The organism is Streptomyces sp. MCA2, assembly GCF_023544705.1.
In the GTDB taxonomy this organism is placed as follows: Bacteria; Actinomycetota; Actinomycetes; order Streptomycetales; family Streptomycetaceae; genus Streptomyces; species Streptomyces decoyicus.
Genome location: NZ_JAMJFM010000028.1, coordinates 14,328 through 31,507, shown reverse-complemented (window position 1 = coordinate 31,507; position 17,180 = coordinate 14,328). Strand labels below are relative to the sequence as shown.

The window sequence follows — 17,180 nt, the reverse complement described above, 5'->3', positions numbered from 1 at the left end:
GGACACGGGCCCCACCGGGCCTCCGTCATCCACGCAGCGCAGCGGACCCGGGCCCCGCCGGGCTTCCGTCATCCACGCAGCACCAGCGCCTGGCCCGCGACGACCAGCAGCAGCTGCTCGCACTCCGCGCCGAACGCCGCGTTCAGCCGCCCCAGTTCGTCACGGAACCGGCGGCCCGCCGGGGTCGCGGGGACGACGCCGGATCCGACCTCGTTGCTCACCGCCACCACGGTCCGGTGCGTCTGCCGCACCGCCGCCACCAGCGCGTCGGTCCGCTCCCGCAGCGCCCGCCGGCCACCGGCCTCCCAGGTCGCGTCGTCCCACGCCCCGACGTCGTCCATGACATGCGTCAGCCACAGCGCCAGACAGTCGATGAGCAGCGGCGATGTCTCGCCCGCCGGGCCGGCGCCGGGCCCCTCGGCCTCCGTGCCCGGCGCCTCGGCCTCCGTTCCCGTCCTCCCGGGCTCCGTGCCCGACGCCCCGGCGTCCGCAGCCGGCCTCGCGGCGTCCGCACCCGGCCTCCCGGCGTCCGCACCCGCCCTCCCGGCGTCCGCACCCGGCCTCGCGGCCTCCAGGAGCGGCACCAGATCGCAGGTCTCGACCGTGCGCCAGCTGCCGGGGCGCCGCTCGCGGTGCAGCGAGACCCGCTGTGCCCAGTCCTGGTCGCCGTCCCGGGTCCCCCCGGTGGCCACGTACATCACGTCGGGAAAGGCCGCGAGCCGCCGCTCCGCCTCCACCGACTTCCCGCTGCGCGCCCCGCCCAGCACCAGGGTCCGCCGCGGCAGATCCGGCACCGCATGGAACTCGCCGACCACCAGCGTGCTGCCGTCGGGCACCGCACGGGCTCCCACCGCCGCCAGCCGCCGGTGCAGCTCGGGCCCCGGCGGCACGTCGTGGTCGATGTGCACCGCGACCACATCCGTCGCCGCGTCGACCGCCCCGCTCGCCCGCAGCTTGGCCAGCGCATCGGGCCGCGCCGCCACGTCGAGCAGCACCAGGTCGTAGGGGCCGGTGCCGCCCGTGCCCCCGCCGCCCGCCGTCCGCCCGTTCCCGTTGGCCGGTCCGGCCGGGGCGGCGCCCGGCGGCAGATACAGCAGCCGCTCGCCCGTGGCGCCGGAGATCTCGTAGCCGGTACCCGGGATGTCCACGGCGACGGCCCGCACCCGGTGTCCGTCGAGCAGCGCCAGCTCCCGCCCGTCCGCGACCCGGCCCGGCTGCGGCAGCCCGGCCGGCACCTCCATCACCGGACCGTCGTGCGGATGCGAGAGCAGCACCTGGCGGACGCCCGTCAGCGACTGCCCGGCGCGGGCGGCCGCGAAGGCCGGTCCGGGCGTCAGGTCGATCATCAGCGCACCGTCGACGAGCAGCGCGGTCGCCGCCCGCGCCTCGTCGCCGACGGCGGTCGCGCAGGCGGCACACGGGCAGCCGGGCTGCGGCAGCCCCTGAGGGGCGCCGGTGCCGAGGAGAGTCACATCCACACCGCCGAGTTTCTCGCGTCCGCGTCCGGCGGGCGCGGCGGGGGCGGACTCGACACGGCCGTTAGGCTGCCGATCAGCACGGAAGCACGGCACGGCGGAGTGCGTCAGGACGCGCTCCGCGGTGGCACAGATTCGTACTCGGTGGGATCCAGGAGGCGCACATGGCGTGGACGTGGCGGTTCGAGAAGGCCGACGGTTCGGAGACGGCGCCGGCCGTGCAACCGGAGGAGTTCACCACCCAGGGCGACGCGGAGTCCTGGATCGGCGAGGAGTGGAAGGCCCTCCTCGAAGGCGGCGTCGACCAGGTCAGGCTCTTCGAGGACGGCACCGAGATCTACACGGGCCCCATGAGCCTGCACGCGGACGCGGAGGCCTGACAGCCGAAGACGCCGGGCCGGACCCCTCAGGGGTCCGGCCCGGCGTCAAAGAATCCATCCCGCCGCGACGGCGCGCAACCACGACGGCGAGGGCCCGGCGGCATCAACGACGGTCGGCACCCCCACGCACGACTACGGCTTCTCGCCCCGCTTCACCTGCGGCTTCGGCAGCCGCAGCCGCCGCATCTGCAACGTGCGCATGACCGCGTACGGCTTCACGCCCTTGAGGTTCTCGTTCGGGAAGCGCTCCTGGAGCAGCTTGCCCAGGCGGACCCAGATCAGCGCCGAGTCGATCACGATCAGCACGATGATCACGAGCCACAGCAGCAGCGCGATGCTCTGGATCGACGGCACCCGGATCATGGTGAGCACCAGGATCACCACAGCCATCGGCAGGAAGAACTCGGCGACGGCCCAGCGGGAGTCGACGTAGTCGCGCGCGAACCGGCGTACCGGTCCCTTGTCGCGCACCGGCAGATACCGCTCGTCACCGCTGGCCATGGCCTCGCGCTGGCGGGCCATGTCGGCGCGGCGGGCCTCACGCTGGGCCTTCGTCGCGTCCTTGCGGTTGGTCGGCGTATGCGCACGGGAGCGGCGCTGCGACTGGGAATCGCTGCGTTTGGGCGTCGGGCGGCCCTTGGGGGCCTGCGGATCGCGGGGCTGCTGGGGCTGGTCCGCGGTCACCTTGGCGGTCGCGGCCTGCTCATCCTTCGAACGGCTTCGGAACACAAGGCCCAAGGGTACGTGCTCGCAGCGGCTGAACCATGGTCCGACGGGGCACGATCCGGCAACGGCACCCGCGGGACCCGCACGCGGCCGGCCCGGAACCGCTGCCCTACCGGGACAGAGCAGACATCGTGTGGCTTGTCCGGACTCTCCCTACTCCTTGCGCGGGAGGCGACGCGCTCCCGATCGTCCTGGAGGAGGAGCGCATCCGGGCGCGAACAGTGCGGTAATGGAACCAGGGCCCGTACTGTGGGGTCTGTAGATGTGCTGGAGCCTAAGCCCGAGGTGACTCGGCCAGAAGGGGGCGCGCGAGGCCCATGAGCGATGGTGTCATGAAGCGGATGGGGATGATCTTCCGCGCGAAGGCCAACAAGGCCCTGGACCGGGCCGAAGACCCGCGCGAAACCCTCGACTACTCGTACCAGAAGCAGCTGGAGCTGCTTCAGAAGGTGCGCCGCGGCGTCGCCGACGTGGCGACCTCCCGCAAGCGCCTGGAGCTTCAGCTCAACCAGCTCCAGGGCCAGTCTTCCAAGCTGGAGGACCAGGGCCGCAAGGCGCTGGCGCTCGGCCGCGAGGACCTGGCCCGCGAGGCGCTGAGCCGGCGCAGCGCGCTGCAACAGCAGGTCACGGACCTGGAGACGCAGCACCAGACGCTCCAGGGCGAGGAGGAGAAGCTGACGCTGGCCGCGCAGCGGCTCCAGGCCAAGGTCGACGCCTTCCGTACGAAGAAGGAGACGATCAAGGCCACGTACACGGCCGCCCAGGCGCAGACCCGGATCGGCGAGGCCTTCTCCGGCATCTCCGAGGAGATGGGCGACGTCGGCATGGCCATCCAGCGTGCGGAGGACAAGACCGCACAGCTCCAGGCCAGGGCCGGTGCGCTCGACGAGCTGATGGCCTCCGGCGCGCTGGACGACCCGACCGGCATGGCCAAGGACGACATCACGGCCGAGCTGGACCGTCTCTCCGGCGGCAGCGATGTCGAACTGGAGCTACAGCGGATGAAGGCCGAGCTCGCGGGAGGCTCGTCCGGCCAGCAGGCGATCGAGGGCGGTCAGAACGGCGAGGGGCAGTCCGCCCCGCAGCAGGACCGGCCGCGTTTCGACAAGCAGTGACGGCCGGCGGCGGATAGCCTCGCAGGGATCGTCGGACCGGACCAAGGGAGACCGTCGTGATCGTACGGATCATGGGGGAGGGCCAGGTGAAGCTGGACGATGCCCACTTCGCCGAGCTCAACAAGCTGGACGATGAGCTGCTCGCCGAGATGGAGAGCAACGACGAAGCAGGCTTCCAGCGCACTCTCGGGGCCCTGCTGGACGCGGTGCGCCGGCTCGGCACGCCGCTTCCCGACGACGCCCTCGAACCCTCCGAACTCATCCTGCCGTCCCCGGACGCCTCGCTCGACGAGGTCCGGGAGATGCTCAGCGACGACGGCCTCATCCCGGGCTGAGTCCTGGGCCGCTCCCGGCCCGACCGCTCCACTCCAGCGCACAGCGCCCCGGCCCCTCGGTGGACCGGGGCGCTACCGTTTGCTCTTGTGAGCCTCCTCGACCCCCGCCCGGACGCACCCCGTGCCGGCCGCTTCCAGTGGCACCGGACGCATCCGTTCGCCTTCGACGCCGCCCTGGCCGTGGCCGTCTTCGCGTGCATCCTGTGCGGTGCGGTGGCCGACCCGCACGGTCCGCACGGCCCGCGGTTCGCCGGCCACCACCTGACCGCCACGACCGTGGTGCTCGCCGCGCTGGCCTGCGCCGCCCTGGTCCTGCGCCGCCGGCTGCCCCGTACGGTCCTGGCCGTGACCGGCTCGCTCACCATCGTCGAGCTGCTCGCCCGCTCCAGCGATCCGCGCGCCCCCGTGGCCGCCTCCGCCGTGATAGCGCTCTACAGCCTGGCCTCGCGCACCGACCGGCCCACGACCGGGCGGGTCGGCGCCCTGACCGTGGTCGTCCTGACCGCCGCGGCGATGCTCTACGGGCCCCGCCCCTGGTACGCGCAGGAGAACATCGCCATCTTCGCCTGGACGGGTATGGCCGCGGCCGCCGGTGACGCGGTCCGCAGCCGCCGTGCCTTCGTCAGCGCCATCCGGGAGCGCGCCGAACGCGCCGAGCGCACCCGTGAGGAGGAGGCCCGGCGCCGGGTCGCCGAGGAGCGCCTGCGGATCGCCCGTGAGCTGCACGATGTCGTCGCCCATCACATCGCCCTGGTCAACGTCCAGGCGGGCGTCGCCTCGCATGTCATGGACAACCGTCCCGACCAGGCCAAGGAGGCGCTGGCGCACGTCCGTGAGGCGTCCCGCTCGGCGCTGGAGGAACTCCGCGCCACCGTCGGCCTGTTGCGGCAGTCCGACGATCCCAAGGCGCCGACCGAGCCGGCTCCGGGGCTCGGCGTCCTCGACCAGCTCGTCGACGGTTTCGTCCGGGCCGGCATCCCGGTCGATCTGGAGGTCCCGCACTCGCCCCGGCCGCTGCCCGCCTCCGTCGACCTCACCGCCTACCGCGTGGTCCAGGAGGCGCTGACCAATGTCCACAAGCACGCCGGTGAGGGGGCCCGCGCCACGGTGCGGATCGTCGACGCCGACACCGCGCTGACCGTGACCGTCCTGGACGACGGCGCGGGCCGGGCCGGCATCCCGCGGCAGAAGGGCGGCGACCGGCCGCCCGTGGAGCCCGGCGGGCCCGGCGAGCCGGAGGACAGCGGCGGCGGCCACGGCCTGATCGGGATGCGCGAGCGGGTCTTCGCCCTGCGCGGCACGGTCGTGACGGGACCGCGGGCGGCCGGCGGTTTCCAGGTCCGGGTCACCCTTCCGCTTCAGGCCGTCCGTACGGGGGAGTCGGTATGACGATCAAGGTGCTGCTCGCCGATGACCAGGCCCTGCTGCGCAGCGCGTTCCGGGTGCTGGTCGACTCCGAGCCGGACATGCGGGTGGTGGGGGAGGCCTCCGACGGCGCCCAGGCGTACGAGCTGACCCGGGCCCAGCGCCCCGATGTCGTCCTGATGGACATCCGGATGCCCGGGGTGGACGGCCTGGCGGCCACCCGCATGATCAGCGAGGATCCGGAGCTCACCGACGTCCGGGTGGTCATCCTGACCACCTTCGAGGTCGACGACTATGTGGTGCAGTCGCTGCGGGCCGGTGCCAGCGGCTTCCTCGGCAAGGGCGCCGAACCGGACGAGATGCTGGGCGCGATCCGGATCGCGGCGGCCGGGGAGGCGCTGCTCTCGCCCGTCGCGACCAAGGGCCTGATCGCGAAGTTCCTCGCGCAGGGCGGCAGTTCCGGGGACGGCGGGCCCGGCGGCCGGGGTGCCGAACGGCTGGCGACGCTGACCGGCCGCGAGCGCGAGGTGCTGACCCTGGTGGCCGGCGGGCTGTCCAACGACGAGATCGGCGAGCAGCTCGCGGTCAGCCCGCTCACCGTCAAGACGCATGTCAACCGTGCGATGGCCAAGCTGGGCGCCCGGGACCGCTCCCAGCTGGTGGTCATCGCCTACGAGTCGGGACTCGTACGCCCACGGGTGCAGTGAGGGTGGAGCCTCCCGTACTCCCAACGCGGTACGGGCACCGGCCGGAAACCGACCTGCGAGCGAGGAAAACCGGCCAGGGCATGGCGGAAGGTGTATGTGGGCCCGTGAAAGGCCCCGCCGTCCGTTTCAGAACAGAAGAGAGACCCCACCCATGTCCTGGCTGTCCCGACTCAGCCTCGTACAACGGGGCCTGATAGCGCTGATGTCGATCGTGGCGATCGCCTTCGGCGCCATCGCGATCCCGCAGCTCAAGCAGCAGCTCCTGCCGTCCATCGAACTCCCGATGGTGTCCGTGCTGGCGCCGTACCAGGGCGCCTCCCCCGATGTCGTCGAGAAGCAGGTGATCGAGCCGCTGGAGGACGGTGTCCAGGCGGTCGACGGCATCAAGAGCGTCACCTCGACGTCGAGCGAGGGCTCGGGCGTCATCATGGCGCAGTTCGACTACGGCAACGACTCCGATCGCCTGGTCGCCGACGTCCAGCAGGCCGTGAACCGCGCCCGTGCGAAGCTGCCCAAGGACGTCGACCCGCAGGTGGTGGCCGGCTCGACGGACGACATCCCCACCGTCGTCCTCGCCGTCTCCTCCCGGGACAAGGATCAGCAGACGCTCGCCGACCAGCTCAAGCGCAGCGTCGTCCCGGACCTGAAGAACATCGACGGCGTCAGCCAGGTCACGGTGGACGGCGTCCAGGACCGGATCGTCGCGGTCACCCCCGACGAGAAGAAGCTCGCCGCCGCCGGACTGAACTCCCAGGCGCTCGGCCAGGCGCTGGAGGCCGGCGGGACGTCGGTGCCCGCCGGTTCGTTCGCCGAGGGCGGGCAGAGCAAGACCGTCCAGGTCGGCGCGGGCTTCACGTCCGTCAAGCAGATCAGGGACCTGACGATCGCGCCGTCCCCGGCAGCCGGTGACGCCGCCGCGGGCGCCGGCCGGCCGGCCGGGCCGGTCCGCCTCGGCGACGTCGCCACCGTCAAGGAGCAGTCGGCCACCCCGACCTCGATCACCCGCACCGACGGCAGGCCCAGCCTCGCCGTCATGGTGACGATGGACCAGGACGGCAGCGCGGTCGCGATATCCGACGCGGTCAAGGACAAGCTCACCAAGATCCGTCAGGACCTGGGCAAGGGCACCGAGGTCACGGTTGCCTCCGACCAGGGCCCGGCGGTCTCCAAGTCGATCGAGTCGCTGACCACGGAGGGCCTGCTCGGCCTCGCCATGGCGGTCATCGTCATCCTCGTCTTCCTGCTCAGCCTGCGCTCGACGCTGGTCACCGCGGTCTCCATCCCGCTCTCGGTCGTCATCACGCTGATCGTGCTGTGGACCGGGGACCTCTCCCTGAACATGCTCACCCTCGGCGCGCTGACCATCGCGATCGGCCGCGTCGTCGACGACTCCATCGTCGTCCTGGAGAACATCAAGCGGCACCTGGGCTACGGCGAGGAGCGCCGCGAGGCCATCCTCTCCGCCGTCAAGGAGGTCTCCGGAGCGATCACCTCCTCCACCCTCACCACGGTCGCGGTCTTCCTGCCGATCGGCGTGGTCGGCGGCATGGTCGGTGCGCTCTTCGGCTCCTTCTCGCTGACGGTGACCGTCGCCCTGCTCTCCTCCCTGATCGTCTCCCTGACGGTCGTACCGGTCCTCTCCTTCTGGTTCCTGCGCGCCCCGGAGATCCCCGAGGGCACGACCCAGGACGACCTGCGCCGCGAGGCCGAGGAGAAGGAGGCCAAGAGCCCGCTCCAGCGCCTCTACGTCCCCGTCCTGCGGTTCGCGACCCGCCGCCGGATCACCAGCCTGGTCATCGCCGTCGTCATCCTCATCGGCACCTTCGGCATGGGCCCGCTCCTGAAGACCAACTTCTTCGACCAGGGCGACCAGGACACCCTCACCGTCAAGCAGGAGCTGGAGCCGGGCACCAGCCTGGACGCGGCCGACAAGCAGGCCAAGAAGGTCGAGAAGCTGCTCGCGGCCAACGACGACATCGCCGACTACCAGGTCACCGTCGGCTCCTCCGGCTTCATGGCGGCCTTCGGCGGCGGCACCGGCGCCAACCAGGCCTCCTACCAGCTCAAGCTGAAGGACGCCGCGGACTCCGGCAAGGTCACCGACGACCTGCGGGCCGGCCTCGGCAAGCTCGGCCCGTCCATCGGCGACACCACCGTCACCGCGGGCGGCGGCTTCGGCAACCAGGACCTGAGCGTGGTCGTCAAGGCCGCCGACGGCGACGTGCTGAAGAAGGCCAGTGAGCAGGTCCGCAAGACCGTCGCCGGTCTCGACGACGTCACCGACGTCCAGAGCGACCTCGCCCAGAGCGTGCCGCGGATCTCCGTGAAGCCCAACGAGAAGGCGGCCGCGGCCGGTTACAACCAGACCACCCTCGGCGGTGCGGTCACCCAGGCGGTCCGCGGCACCACCAGCGGCAAGGCCGTCCTGGACGACACCGAGCGCGACATCATGATCAAGTCGGCCCACCCGGCGACCACCGTGGCCGAGTTGAAGAAGCTGGCCATCCCGACCCCGGCAGGCCCGGCCGAGCTCGGCACGCTCGCGACCGTGCGGACCGTCCCCGGCCCGGTCCAGATGACCCGGATCGACGGGGCCCGTTCGGCGACCATCACCGCCAAGCCGACCGGCGACAACACCGGCGCGGTCAGCGCCACGCTCCAGAGCAAGATCAACGAGCTGAAGCTGCCGGACGGTGCCACCGCGGAGATCGGCGGCGTCTCCCAGGACCAGACCGACGCGTTCTCCTCGCTCGGCCTGGCGATGCTGGCGGCCATCGCCATCGTCTTCATGCTCCTGGTCGGCACCTTCCGCTCGCTGATCCAGCCGCTGATCCTCCTCGTCTCGATCCCCTTCGCGGCGACCGGTGCGATCGGCCTGCTGGTCGCCACCGGCACCCCGCTGGGCGTCCCGGCGATGATCGGCATGCTGATGCTGATCGGCATCGTGGTCACCAACGCCATCGTGCTGATCGACCTGATCAACCAGTACCGGGCGCAGGGCTACGGCGTCGTGGAGGCGGTCATCGAGGGCGGCCGCCACCGCCTCCGCCCGATCCTCATGACCGCCCTGGCCACGATCATGGCGCTGCTCCCGATGGCGCTGTCCATCACGGGCGACGGCGGCTTCATCTCCCAGCCGCTCGCCGTGGTCGTGATCGGCGGTCTGATCACCTCCACCCTGCTCACCCTCCTCCTCGTCCCGACGCTCTACGCGATGATCGAGCTCCGCAAGGAGCGCCGGGCGAAGAAGAAGGCCGCCAAGAAGGCCGGTCCGCAGGCCGAGGAGACCGACCGCGCCCCGGAGCCGGCGGGCGTCTGACGCCGACGACGGGACAGCGCGGCACACGAAGAGAGAGCGCAGCAACGAAGAAAGAGCGCAGAAACGATGCCCCCGCAGGCCGGTGCTTGCGGGGGCATCGTGCTGGGCATGCCCGTGGCGGGGTGTGACCGCCCCACCACCGACGAAGGGGGATATCCATGGGGAAGCACGGTGACGGCAAGGGCGGCGAGGAAGGCGACAAGCAGCAGAGCCCGAAGGAGTCCGACGGCCGGTGGACCAAGCCGGTGACCCAGCCGCCGAAGAAGTAGGGGAGGCCGCCATGTCCTCGCCGAGCCGGCTGGTGGAAATCCTGCGCAACAAGGGCGCGTTGGCGCCGGAATGGGCCCCGGCCGTCGCCGCGGTCGACCGCGCGCACTTCGTCCCGGACACCTTCGAGGTGGCCGACCGCACGGTCTCCCGCTCCGCGGACGAGGCGGAGTGGCGCCGGATGGTCTATGCCGACCTGCCGCTCATCACCCAGCACAACGACGGCCGGCGCGCGGCGGGCGAGGTCGCCGTGCCCACCTGCTCGACGTCCATGCCCTCCCTCATGCTGGCGATGGCCGCGATCGTCCGGGACGGCGACGCCGTACTGGAGATCGGCACGGGAACCGGCTATCACGCCGCCTGGCTCGCGCACCGGCTCGGCGAGGACCGTACGACCACGATCGAGACCGACAAGGCCCTGCACGACATCGCCCGCGACAACCTGGCACGTGCGGGCCTGCATCCGCACATGACGTGCGGCAACGGCCTGGCGGGCGTCCCCGGACGGGCCCCCTTCGACCGCACCATCGCCACCTGCACGGTCCGCGACATCCCCTACGCCTGGGTGGAGCAGACCGCCCCGGGCGGCACGATCCTCACCCCGTGGGGCTCGTCGTTCCACTCCTACTCGTTCGCCACCCTGACCGTCCGCGACGGGCAGGCCACCGGCCGCTTCTCCGGCCGCCCGGCCTTCATGTGGGCCCGTCAGCAGCGCCGCTCCTACGGCCGCATCAGGGACTGGTACCACGGCGAGGAGGGCGACCACGGCACGACCACGCTCGACCCCCGGGTGCTGGAGGAGGATCTGCACGCCCGCTTCGCCGTGGGTCTGCGGGTGCGGGACGCCTGGCCGCTGCTGTGCCCCGCCGACGACGGCAGCGACGAAGCCACGTACTGGCTCTTCGACGACGCCCGCACCTCCTGGGCCACGGCCGAGTACGTCCCCGGCCGCGCGGCCTACGAGACCGAACAGCACGGCCCGCGCCGCCTGTGGGACGAGGTGGAGGGCGCCTACCGGTCCTGGACCGCCGAGGGCAGCCCCGCCCGGGGCCGCTATCGCATCACCGTCACCGCCGAAGGCCAGACCGTGTCACTGTGACGCCCCGTCCCGGCGGTGCACCGGGACGGGCCGAACTGCACGCCTAGCCCTGGTCCTTGAGCGAAGCCACGAACGCCGTCCAGGCCGCCGCCGGGATGAGCAGCGCGAGGCCGTGGGGGCCCTTGCTGTCGCGTACGGGAACGAGGCCGGGGAAGTCGTCGGCGACCTCGACGCAGCTGCCGCCGTTGGGGTTGCTGTAGATGCTCTTGCGCCAGCGGGCTGAGTTCAGCTCGGGGGTGTGTCGCATGGCGTGTGGTCCTCCATTACCTTCCGGATCAGCTCTGCCGACTCCGCCAGTGAGAGCGAGTTCGCGCGCAGCACTTCGTACTTGCGCCGCCACGTTTTCACGGCTTCCGCATCCTCGTAGAGGTGCGCGGTCTCGTTGCCCTCTTCGTAGGCCACGGTGGAACCGTCAGGAAGCGTCAGCAGATTCAGAGCGCCGCCCATCAGCGGGTGAAGACCCGCGCTGAACGGCATCACCTGCACCTTGCTGTCCGGAAAATCCACCTGTTCGAGCAGCCGGGCCAGTTGTTTGTACGTGCACTCCCCGCTGCCCATCTGCCGCCGGCCGCGCTCCGCAACGCACTGCGGGACGTGTTGCGGATCGCGGTCAGCCGGGGCGACCGGCTGCCGGAGCCGTGCGACCACGGGGAGACGAGGCTGTGCGAGGGCCGGACCTGCTGCCGCGCCTGCCGCCGGCAGATCTATCTGTGACCCGCCGACCTGCCCGGGCCGCGGACCGTGGGGCGTACGCATTCGGCGGTGCACCTCTCGCCGATCACCGGGAGTGATGGTTACGTGGCCTGTGGTGTCGAACCGACGAAAGGTGAGCGAGCGTGCCGTCCTCCCTGGTCCGCAAGGCCGCCCCCGTAACCGCCGCCGGGCTCGCCTGTGCGCTGGCCTTCGCGGCCGCTCCGCCCGCCGCGGCCGGGCCTGCCGCCGCCCTGCCCACCGTCGGCGTCCGGGTCGGCGTCACGGGCGGGGCCTACACCGGCAGCGTGGGAATCGTCCGGACGTCCGCCCGCACCGTCTTCGGCGGCTACTACTGCGCGGCCAACGGCACCGACCCCACACCGCTCACCGCCCTGGCCGACGCCCAGGAGCAATACGGCCTCGGCGGGGTGCGGGCGTACTGGGACGCCGCCAAGAAGGACTTCGTCGTCACCGACATCCATGGTGATGTCGCGGACAGCAAGAAGAAGTGGAACGCGTACGTGAACGAGAAGAAGATCACGACCGGGCCCTGCGGGACCGCGATCAAGGACACCGACAAGGTCCGCTGGACCCTGGAGGCCTGACCGGCCGCCGCCCCGCTCCGGGGCCGGGCGGCCGTCAACGCGTCGCGCTGGCGGCCGTCACGGCCCGCGGGGCCTACGGCAGCGCCAGCATCCGCTCCAGCGCCAGCTTCGCGAAGCTCTCGGTCTCCCTGTCGACCTCGATGCGGTTGACGACCTTGCCCGCGGCGAGGGACTCCAGCGTCCACACGAGGTGGGGGAGGTCGATGCGGTTCATCGTCGAGCAGAAGCAGACCGTCTTGTCGAGGAAGACGATCTCCTTGTCCTCCGCGGCGAAGCGGTTGGCCAGCCGGCGGACCAGGTTCAGTTCGGTGCCGATGGCCCACTTCGAGCCGCGCGGAGCGGCCTCCAGCGCCTTGATGATGTACTCCGTCGAGCCGACGTAGTCCGCCGCCGCCACGACCTCGTGCTTGCACTCGGGGTGGACGAGGACATTGACGTCCGGAATGCGCTTCCGCACATCCTCCACCGACTCCAGCGAGAAGCGGCCGTGCACCGAGCAGTGCCCGCGCCACAGGATCATCTTGGCGGCCCGCAGCTGCTCGGCGGTCAGGCCGCCGTTCGGCTTGTGCGGGTTGTAGACCACGCAGTCGTCCAGGGACAGGCCCATGTCGCGGACGGCGGTGTTGCGGCCCAGGTGCTGGTCGGGCAGGAAGAGGACCTTCGTCGCACCGGGCTCTCCCTGCTCGAAGGCCCAGTCCAGCGCGCGCTTGGCGTTGGAGGACGTACAGATCGTGCCGCCGTGCTTGCCGGTGAAGGCCTTGATGTCGGCGGAGGAGTTCATGTACGAGACCGGCACGACCTGCTCGGCTATGCCGGCGTCGGTGAGCACGTCCCAGCACTCGGCGACCTGCTCGGCGGTGGCCATATCGGCCATCGAGCAGCCCGCGGCCAGGTCGGGGAGGATGACCTGCTGGTCGTCGCCGGTGAGGATGTCCGCGGACTCCGCCATGAAGTGCACACCGCAGAAGACGATGTACTCGGCGTCCGGCCGGGCGGCGGCGTCCCGCGCGAGCTTGAAGGAGTCGCCGGTCACATCGGCGAACTCGATGACCTCGTCGCGCTGGTAGTGGTGCCCGAGGACGAAGACCTTGTCCCCGAGCTTCTCCTTGGCCGCGCGGGCCCGCTCGACGAGGTCGGGGTCCGACGGCGTCGGCAGATCGCCGGGGCACTCCACACCGCGCTCGCTCTTGGGATCGGCCTCACGGCCGAGGAGCAGCAGGGCCAGCGGGGTCGGCTGGACGTCCAGGGGCTGGGCGGTGGTCACAACACGCACCCTCTCTTCTTCGATGAGCGCGGCGGGGCCGCAGCGGGGAGCCGGCTTGCACCGGGAGCCTTTTCGTCTATTTGACGCTATCTATCATAGCTGCTTCACGTCACTTTGACGATGGCCATTGTGTCGATGTGACGCATCCGTACCGCCGTGTGCGGTCGGCCACGTGTTCCCGGCCGCCGGTGTGCGAGCATGAGGAGAGAACGATGCGAGAGGCTGCCACCGGCGGCGTCCGAAAAGGCTTCTCGACAAATTGCGCCCAGCCGGAATTAATCCGGGACGTCCCCGGTTGCAGCTGGTTGCAACCGATGACAAGCGGTCCGTACAACCCGGGAGAGATCTAGATGAGCGTTCAGGACGAGACCACCGTCAGCGACGGCATCATCCTGTCCGACGCGGCCGCGTCGAAGGTCAAGGGCCTTCTGGAGCAGGAAGGCCGGGACGACCTCGCGCTGCGGGTGGCCGTTCAGCCCGGCGGCTGCTCCGGACTGCGCTACCAGCTCTTCTTCGACGAGCGTTCGCTCGACGGCGATGTCGTCAAGGACTTCGACGGCGTCAAGGTCGTCACCGACCGGATGAGCGCCCCCTACCTGGGCGGTGCCTCCATCGACTTTGTGGACACCATCGAGAAGCAGGGCTTCACGATCGACAACCCGAACGCCTCCGGCTCCTGCGCCTGCGGCGACTCCTTCAGCTAAGGAGCACGGGCAGTACGTACGAAAGGCGGCGCCCCCCCCGAGTGGGGGAGCGCCGCCTTTCGTCTTCCCGTCTCCGTGCGGCCCGCCGCGGTGGTCTCCGCGGCGGCGGACCCACGGCGTCCGCTCACTGCTTCGGCACGGACTCACCGCTCGACACATCGACCACCTTCCGGCCGTCCAGCGGCTTCTGGAGCGTCACGGTCTTGGTGAACTCCTTGGCGATCTTCACGCAGACCTGGCCCGGCTTCTTGTCCTTGCCGACGACCTTGGTCTTCACGGTCGAGCCGGACTCCTCGGCGCTCACCGAGTAGACGCTGCACACCCCGCCCCAGAAGTGCACCGTCAGCTTCTTGCCACCGTCGCTCACGGCGTACGACTCCAGGGACATCGCCCCGGGCTTCCCGGACGGCTTCCCGGACGGCTTCTGCGGGCTCTGCGACGTGCCGCCGCCGTCCCGGTGGGCCAGGTACTTCGGGTTCACCGCCGGGTGCGCGACCGTCGAGGCGGAGTCCGGGCCGCTCCCGGCGCCCGGCTGGCGCACCGTGTAGAGCCACGACGGCACCAGCGCCTGGCTGCCGTCCACGTACTGCACCGAGAGCCCGAAGACCGCGCCGGTCACCTCGGTCGGGTGCTGCCCCTTCGTCGGCGCCGGCTCGCACGGTGCGATCCCGTCGCCCTTGCCGCTCTTGCCGTCCTTGCCGGCGGGCGTCGAGGGGCAGCCGGCCGGCGTGCGGCCGTCGCCCGAATTCAGCCGGTCCAGCGTCTTGTCGGCGCTCAGCACCGGATAGTCCGCACCCTTGACCGGGTTCGCCAACTGTCCGCTGCCGCCCACCACTTGACCGTCCGAGCCGACCTGTATGTCGCTCTGCCAGCCGTACGTCGGCAGCCCGCCGAGCACCGGATTCGCGCTGACGATGCGCACCGCACCGGACAGCCCGCCCGCGTCGAGCTTGGCGTTCTCCTGGCCGAGCGCCTTCAGCACCGGCCGCACCGCCTGCTCGGCCTTCTTCGGCGAGACCGCGCCCTTGCCGCTGCTGTCGTCCTCGGTCGTGACGTCCCCGCCGCCGCGGTACGACGGACAGCCGGGCCGGCCCGACGGCGCGGCGCCGTCGCCCTTGTCCTGGCCCGTCCCGCCCTTCGGGGAGGCCGGCAGCGCACAGTTCGTGCCGCCCGGGGTGCCGTACTGCGAGTACGTCCAGGCGCCCGAGCCGGACTTCTTCACCTCCAGGACGGGGCTACGGGCGTCCCGCGTCAGCCCGCCGACCTTCCAGGACGCACCCTCCGAGCGGACCTTTCCGGACACATCCAGTGCCTTCGCCAGTCGTTCCACCGACTCGCGGCTGATCTCGCCCTTGGGGCGGTACACCGGCGCGGACGCCGGGCCGCCGGGAAGCTTCTTCACCGCGCGGTACTTCGCACCCTGGGGATTGGGCTCACCGGCGGCGATCGAGCCGCCGCCGGCGTATCCGTCGAGTGCCAGCGGCGGCGGGTCGCCCGCGGCCGCGGAGCCCGCGTCGCTGGACGCGGACGAAGCCCAGTACGCCGCGCCGCCCCCGGCGAGAAGTACCGCCGCGGCCATCGAGGCGACCACCACTGGGGTGCGCCGCCTGCGCTCCTGGGGGTTCGGGGTGTCGGTGGTGTCCTCGGTGTTCACCGCATCGCTCCTTCGCTCCGCTGAACATCTGACGTGCCATCCTCCGTGAGGGGACGTCGATGGGACGGAGCGGGGGGCTATACGGTTCCGGCCGGCCGGCCGGTCAGTCGCCGTACTCGGACATTCCGTCCACGAGTGCGGCCGAAGCGGAGGGGACCTCGACGCCGTGCAGATCGGCGGCACGCCCCGGCGGCGGCGCGGAGCGACGTCCGCCCTGCCAGCGACCGGCCATCCGTGCACAGTCGCCGCGCAGCTCGTCGAGCGATTCGGGGTCCGGCGCGGAGGGCGATGTGCCCTTGCGCGGTGTGACGGCTTTCACAGGCTTGGTCATAGGGGCACCGTACGCAGCCATGTACCGAGGAGAAAGACCTACTATTGGGTAGTTTCAGCCATTCCAAGTGTCCGGGATGACCGGGTGGCGCGCGACCCCGGCGGGTAGCGTTGCTACACGTCCGCCCGCCCCTACGCCTTCCGCAGGAGCAGACCCGTCGTGCGTATCGCAGTCACCGGCTCCATCGCCACCGACCACCTGATGACCTTCCCCGGCCGTTTCGCCGATCAGTTGGTCGCCGACCAACTGCATACGGTCTCCCTCTCGTTCCTGGTGGACCAGCTCGACGTCCGCCGCGGCGGGGTCGCCGCCAACATCTGCTTCGGCATGGGCCAGCTCGGCACCGCGCCGATCCTGGTCGGTGCCGCCGGCAACGACTTCGAGGAGTACCGCGCCTGGCTCGACCGCCACGGCGTCGACACCCGCTCCGTACGCATCTCCGAGGTCCTGCACACCGCGCGCTTCGTGTGCACCACCGACGCCGACCACAACCAGATCGGCTCCTTCTACACCGGCGCCATGAGCGAGGCCCGGCTGATCGAGCTCCAGCACGTCTCCGCGCGGGTCGGCGGCCTGGACCTCGTGCTGATCGGCGCGGACGACCCCGAGGCGATGATCCGGCACACCGAGGAGTGCCGCAGCCGCGGTATCCCGTTCGGCGCCGACTTCTCCCAGCAGATCGCCCGTATGGACGGCGAAGCCATCCGCACCCTCCTGGAGGACGCGGCCTACCTCTTCTCCAACGAGTACGAGAAGGGCCTGATCGAGTCCAAGACCGGCTGGACCGCCGACGAGATCCTCGCCAAGGTCGGCACCCGCGTCACCACCCTCGGCGCCAACGGCGTCCGCATCGAGCGGGTCGGCCAGCCGGCCATCGAGGTCGGCGTCCCGGAGGAGAACGCCAAGGCCGACCCGACCGGCGTCGGCGACGCCTTCCGCGCCGGCTTCCTGTCCGGCCTGGCCTGGGGCGTCGGCCTGGAGCGTGCCGCGCAGGTCGGCTGCATGCTGGCGACGCTGGTCATCGAGACCGTCGGCACCCAGGAGTACGAGCTGCACCGCAGCCACTTCATGGACCGCTTCACCAAGGCCTACGGCCACGAGGCCGCGGCCGAGGTCCAGCAGCACCTGGCCTGACCGGCCC

17 protein-coding genes are annotated in these 17,180 nt (G+C 71.3%); 10 read left to right on the top strand and 7 right to left on the bottom strand.

Features of this window, described 5'->3' with window-relative positions:
- Positions 1-68 precede the first annotated feature (68 nt).
- Complete coding sequence (locus tag M8I34_RS22945; protein ID WP_250051891.1) at positions 69-1,478, bottom strand: bifunctional adenosylcobinamide kinase/adenosylcobinamide-phosphate guanylyltransferase; 1,410 nt, start codon at positions 1,476-1,478, stop codon at positions 69-71.
- Positions 1,479-1,639: 161 nt separating this feature from the next.
- On the opposite strand from M8I34_RS22945, the gene M8I34_RS22940 reads away from it, so the two are divergent.
- On the top strand, positions 1,640-1,855 hold the full coding sequence (locus tag M8I34_RS22940; protein ID WP_159480490.1) for a hypothetical protein: 216 nt from the start codon (positions 1,640-1,642) through the stop codon (positions 1,853-1,855).
- Between the two features lie 132 nt (positions 1,856-1,987).
- Here M8I34_RS22940 and M8I34_RS22935 read toward each other — a convergent pair whose 3' ends face one another.
- Complete coding sequence (locus tag M8I34_RS22935; protein WP_030990823.1) at positions 1,988-2,584, bottom strand: DUF3043 domain-containing protein; 597 nt, start codon at positions 2,582-2,584, stop codon at positions 1,988-1,990.
- 314 nt (positions 2,585-2,898) lie between these two features.
- Here M8I34_RS22935 and M8I34_RS22930 point away from each other — a divergent pair, with 314 nt between their 5' ends.
- The 6 genes from M8I34_RS22930 (at position 2,899) to M8I34_RS22905 (ending at position 10,788) form a co-directional block, all read left to right on the top strand.
- Positions 2,899-3,696: a PspA/IM30 family protein gene (locus tag M8I34_RS22930; protein WP_244415269.1), complete on the top strand. Its 798-nt coding sequence runs from the start codon at positions 2,899-2,901 to the stop codon at positions 3,694-3,696.
- 56 nt (positions 3,697-3,752) lie between these two features.
- The gene (locus M8I34_RS22925; RefSeq protein WP_030083745.1) at positions 3,753-4,031 is read left to right on the top strand and encodes a hypothetical protein; all 279 of its coding nucleotides are present in this window, start codon (positions 3,753-3,755) and stop codon (positions 4,029-4,031) included.
- An 87-nt stretch (positions 4,032-4,118) separates the two neighbouring features.
- Positions 4,119-5,420 carry a sensor histidine kinase gene (locus tag M8I34_RS22920; protein ID WP_250051889.1) on the top strand — a complete coding sequence of 434 codons (1,302 nt, stop codon included), beginning with the start codon at positions 4,119-4,121 and terminating at the stop codon, positions 5,418-5,420.
- Positions 5,417-6,103 carry a response regulator transcription factor gene (locus M8I34_RS22915; RefSeq protein ID WP_244415273.1) on the top strand — a complete coding sequence of 229 codons (687 nt, stop codon included), beginning with the start codon at positions 5,417-5,419 and terminating at the stop codon, positions 6,101-6,103. The genes M8I34_RS22920 and M8I34_RS22915 overlap by 4 nt, the downstream gene beginning before the upstream one ends.
- 151 nt (positions 6,104-6,254) lie before the next feature.
- Positions 6,255-9,422 carry an efflux RND transporter permease subunit gene (locus M8I34_RS22910; protein ID WP_250051887.1) on the top strand — a complete coding sequence of 1,056 codons (3,168 nt, stop codon included), beginning with the start codon at positions 6,255-6,257 and terminating at the stop codon, positions 9,420-9,422.
- Between the two features lie 280 nt (positions 9,423-9,702).
- Complete coding sequence (locus M8I34_RS22905) at positions 9,703-10,788, top strand: methyltransferase domain-containing protein (RefSeq protein WP_250051885.1); 1,086 nt, start codon at positions 9,703-9,705, stop codon at positions 10,786-10,788.
- Positions 10,789-10,831: 43 nt separating this feature from the next.
- On the opposite strand, the gene M8I34_RS22900 is transcribed toward M8I34_RS22905, so the two are convergent.
- Both M8I34_RS22900 and M8I34_RS22895 read right to left on the bottom strand, forming a co-directional pair.
- Positions 10,832-11,035 (bottom strand): DUF397 domain-containing protein, encoded by a 204-nt coding sequence (locus M8I34_RS22900; RefSeq protein ID WP_250051883.1) that lies wholly within the window; start codon positions 11,033-11,035, stop codon positions 10,832-10,834.
- Positions 11,014-11,436, bottom strand: coding sequence for a Scr1 family TA system antitoxin-like transcriptional regulator (locus M8I34_RS22895; protein WP_250051875.1), 423 nt, complete (start codon positions 11,434-11,436; stop codon positions 11,014-11,016). The genes M8I34_RS22900 and M8I34_RS22895 overlap by 22 nt, the downstream gene beginning before the upstream one ends.
- A gap of 188 nt (positions 11,437-11,624) precedes the next feature.
- Between M8I34_RS22895 and M8I34_RS22890 the strand changes: the two genes are divergently transcribed.
- Entirely contained in the window at positions 11,625-12,086 is a 462-nt protein-coding gene (locus tag M8I34_RS22890; RefSeq protein WP_250051873.1) for a DUF4430 domain-containing protein, read from the top strand.
- A 73-nt stretch (positions 12,087-12,159) separates the two neighbouring features.
- Here M8I34_RS22890 and nadA read toward each other — a convergent pair whose 3' ends face one another.
- Positions 12,160-13,359, bottom strand: a complete 1,200-nt coding sequence (nadA, locus tag M8I34_RS22885) for a quinolinate synthase NadA (protein ID WP_250051871.1) — start codon at positions 13,357-13,359, stop codon at positions 12,160-12,162.
- Between the two features lie 341 nt (positions 13,360-13,700).
- On the opposite strand from nadA, the gene M8I34_RS22880 reads away from it, so the two are divergent.
- Positions 13,701-14,054 carry an iron-sulfur cluster assembly accessory protein gene (locus tag M8I34_RS22880; protein ID WP_030990843.1) on the top strand — a complete coding sequence of 118 codons (354 nt, stop codon included), beginning with the start codon at positions 13,701-13,703 and terminating at the stop codon, positions 14,052-14,054.
- A 124-nt stretch (positions 14,055-14,178) separates the two neighbouring features.
- Here the strand turns inward: M8I34_RS22880 and M8I34_RS22875 are convergent, their stop codons facing one another.
- Positions 14,179-15,708: a hypothetical protein gene (locus tag M8I34_RS22875; RefSeq protein WP_250051869.1), complete on the bottom strand. Its 1,530-nt coding sequence runs from the start codon at positions 15,706-15,708 to the stop codon at positions 14,179-14,181.
- Between the two features lie 103 nt (positions 15,709-15,811).
- A complete protein-coding gene (locus M8I34_RS22870) occupies positions 15,812-16,039 on the bottom strand; it encodes a hypothetical protein (protein ID WP_244415282.1) in 228 nt (75 codons plus the stop codon).
- Between the two features lie 159 nt (positions 16,040-16,198).
- Here M8I34_RS22870 and M8I34_RS22865 point away from each other — a divergent pair, with 159 nt between their 5' ends.
- Entirely contained in the window at positions 16,199-17,173 is a 975-nt protein-coding gene (locus M8I34_RS22865; protein ID WP_250051867.1) for a carbohydrate kinase family protein, read from the top strand.
- Positions 17,174-17,180: the final 7 nt, after the last annotated feature.

Bases quoted from the DNA above. Each gene is read 5' to 3' on its own strand.
- M8I34_RS22940 (WP_159480490.1), top strand. From the start codon at position 1,640: ATGGCGTGGACGTGGCGGTTCGAGAAGGCCGACGGTTCGGAGACGGCG.
- M8I34_RS22930 (WP_244415269.1), top strand. From the start codon at position 2,899: ATGAGCGATGGTGTCATGAAGCGGATGGGGATGATCTTCCGCGCGAAG.
- M8I34_RS22915 (WP_244415273.1), top strand. From the start codon at position 5,417: ATGACGATCAAGGTGCTGCTCGCCGATGACCAGGCCCTGCTGCGCAGC.
- M8I34_RS22910 (WP_250051887.1), top strand. From the start codon at position 6,255: ATGTCCTGGCTGTCCCGACTCAGCCTCGTACAACGGGGCCTGATAGCG.
- M8I34_RS22905 (WP_250051885.1), top strand. From the start codon at position 9,703: ATGTCCTCGCCGAGCCGGCTGGTGGAAATCCTGCGCAACAAGGGCGCG.
- M8I34_RS22900 (WP_250051883.1), bottom strand. From the start codon at position 11,035: ATGCGACACACCCCCGAGCTGAACTCAGCCCGCTGGCGCAAGAGCATC.
- M8I34_RS22880 (WP_030990843.1), top strand. From the start codon at position 13,701: ATGAGCGTTCAGGACGAGACCACCGTCAGCGACGGCATCATCCTGTCC.
- M8I34_RS22870 (WP_244415282.1), bottom strand. From the start codon at position 16,039: ATGACCAAGCCTGTGAAAGCCGTCACACCGCGCAAGGGCACATCGCCC.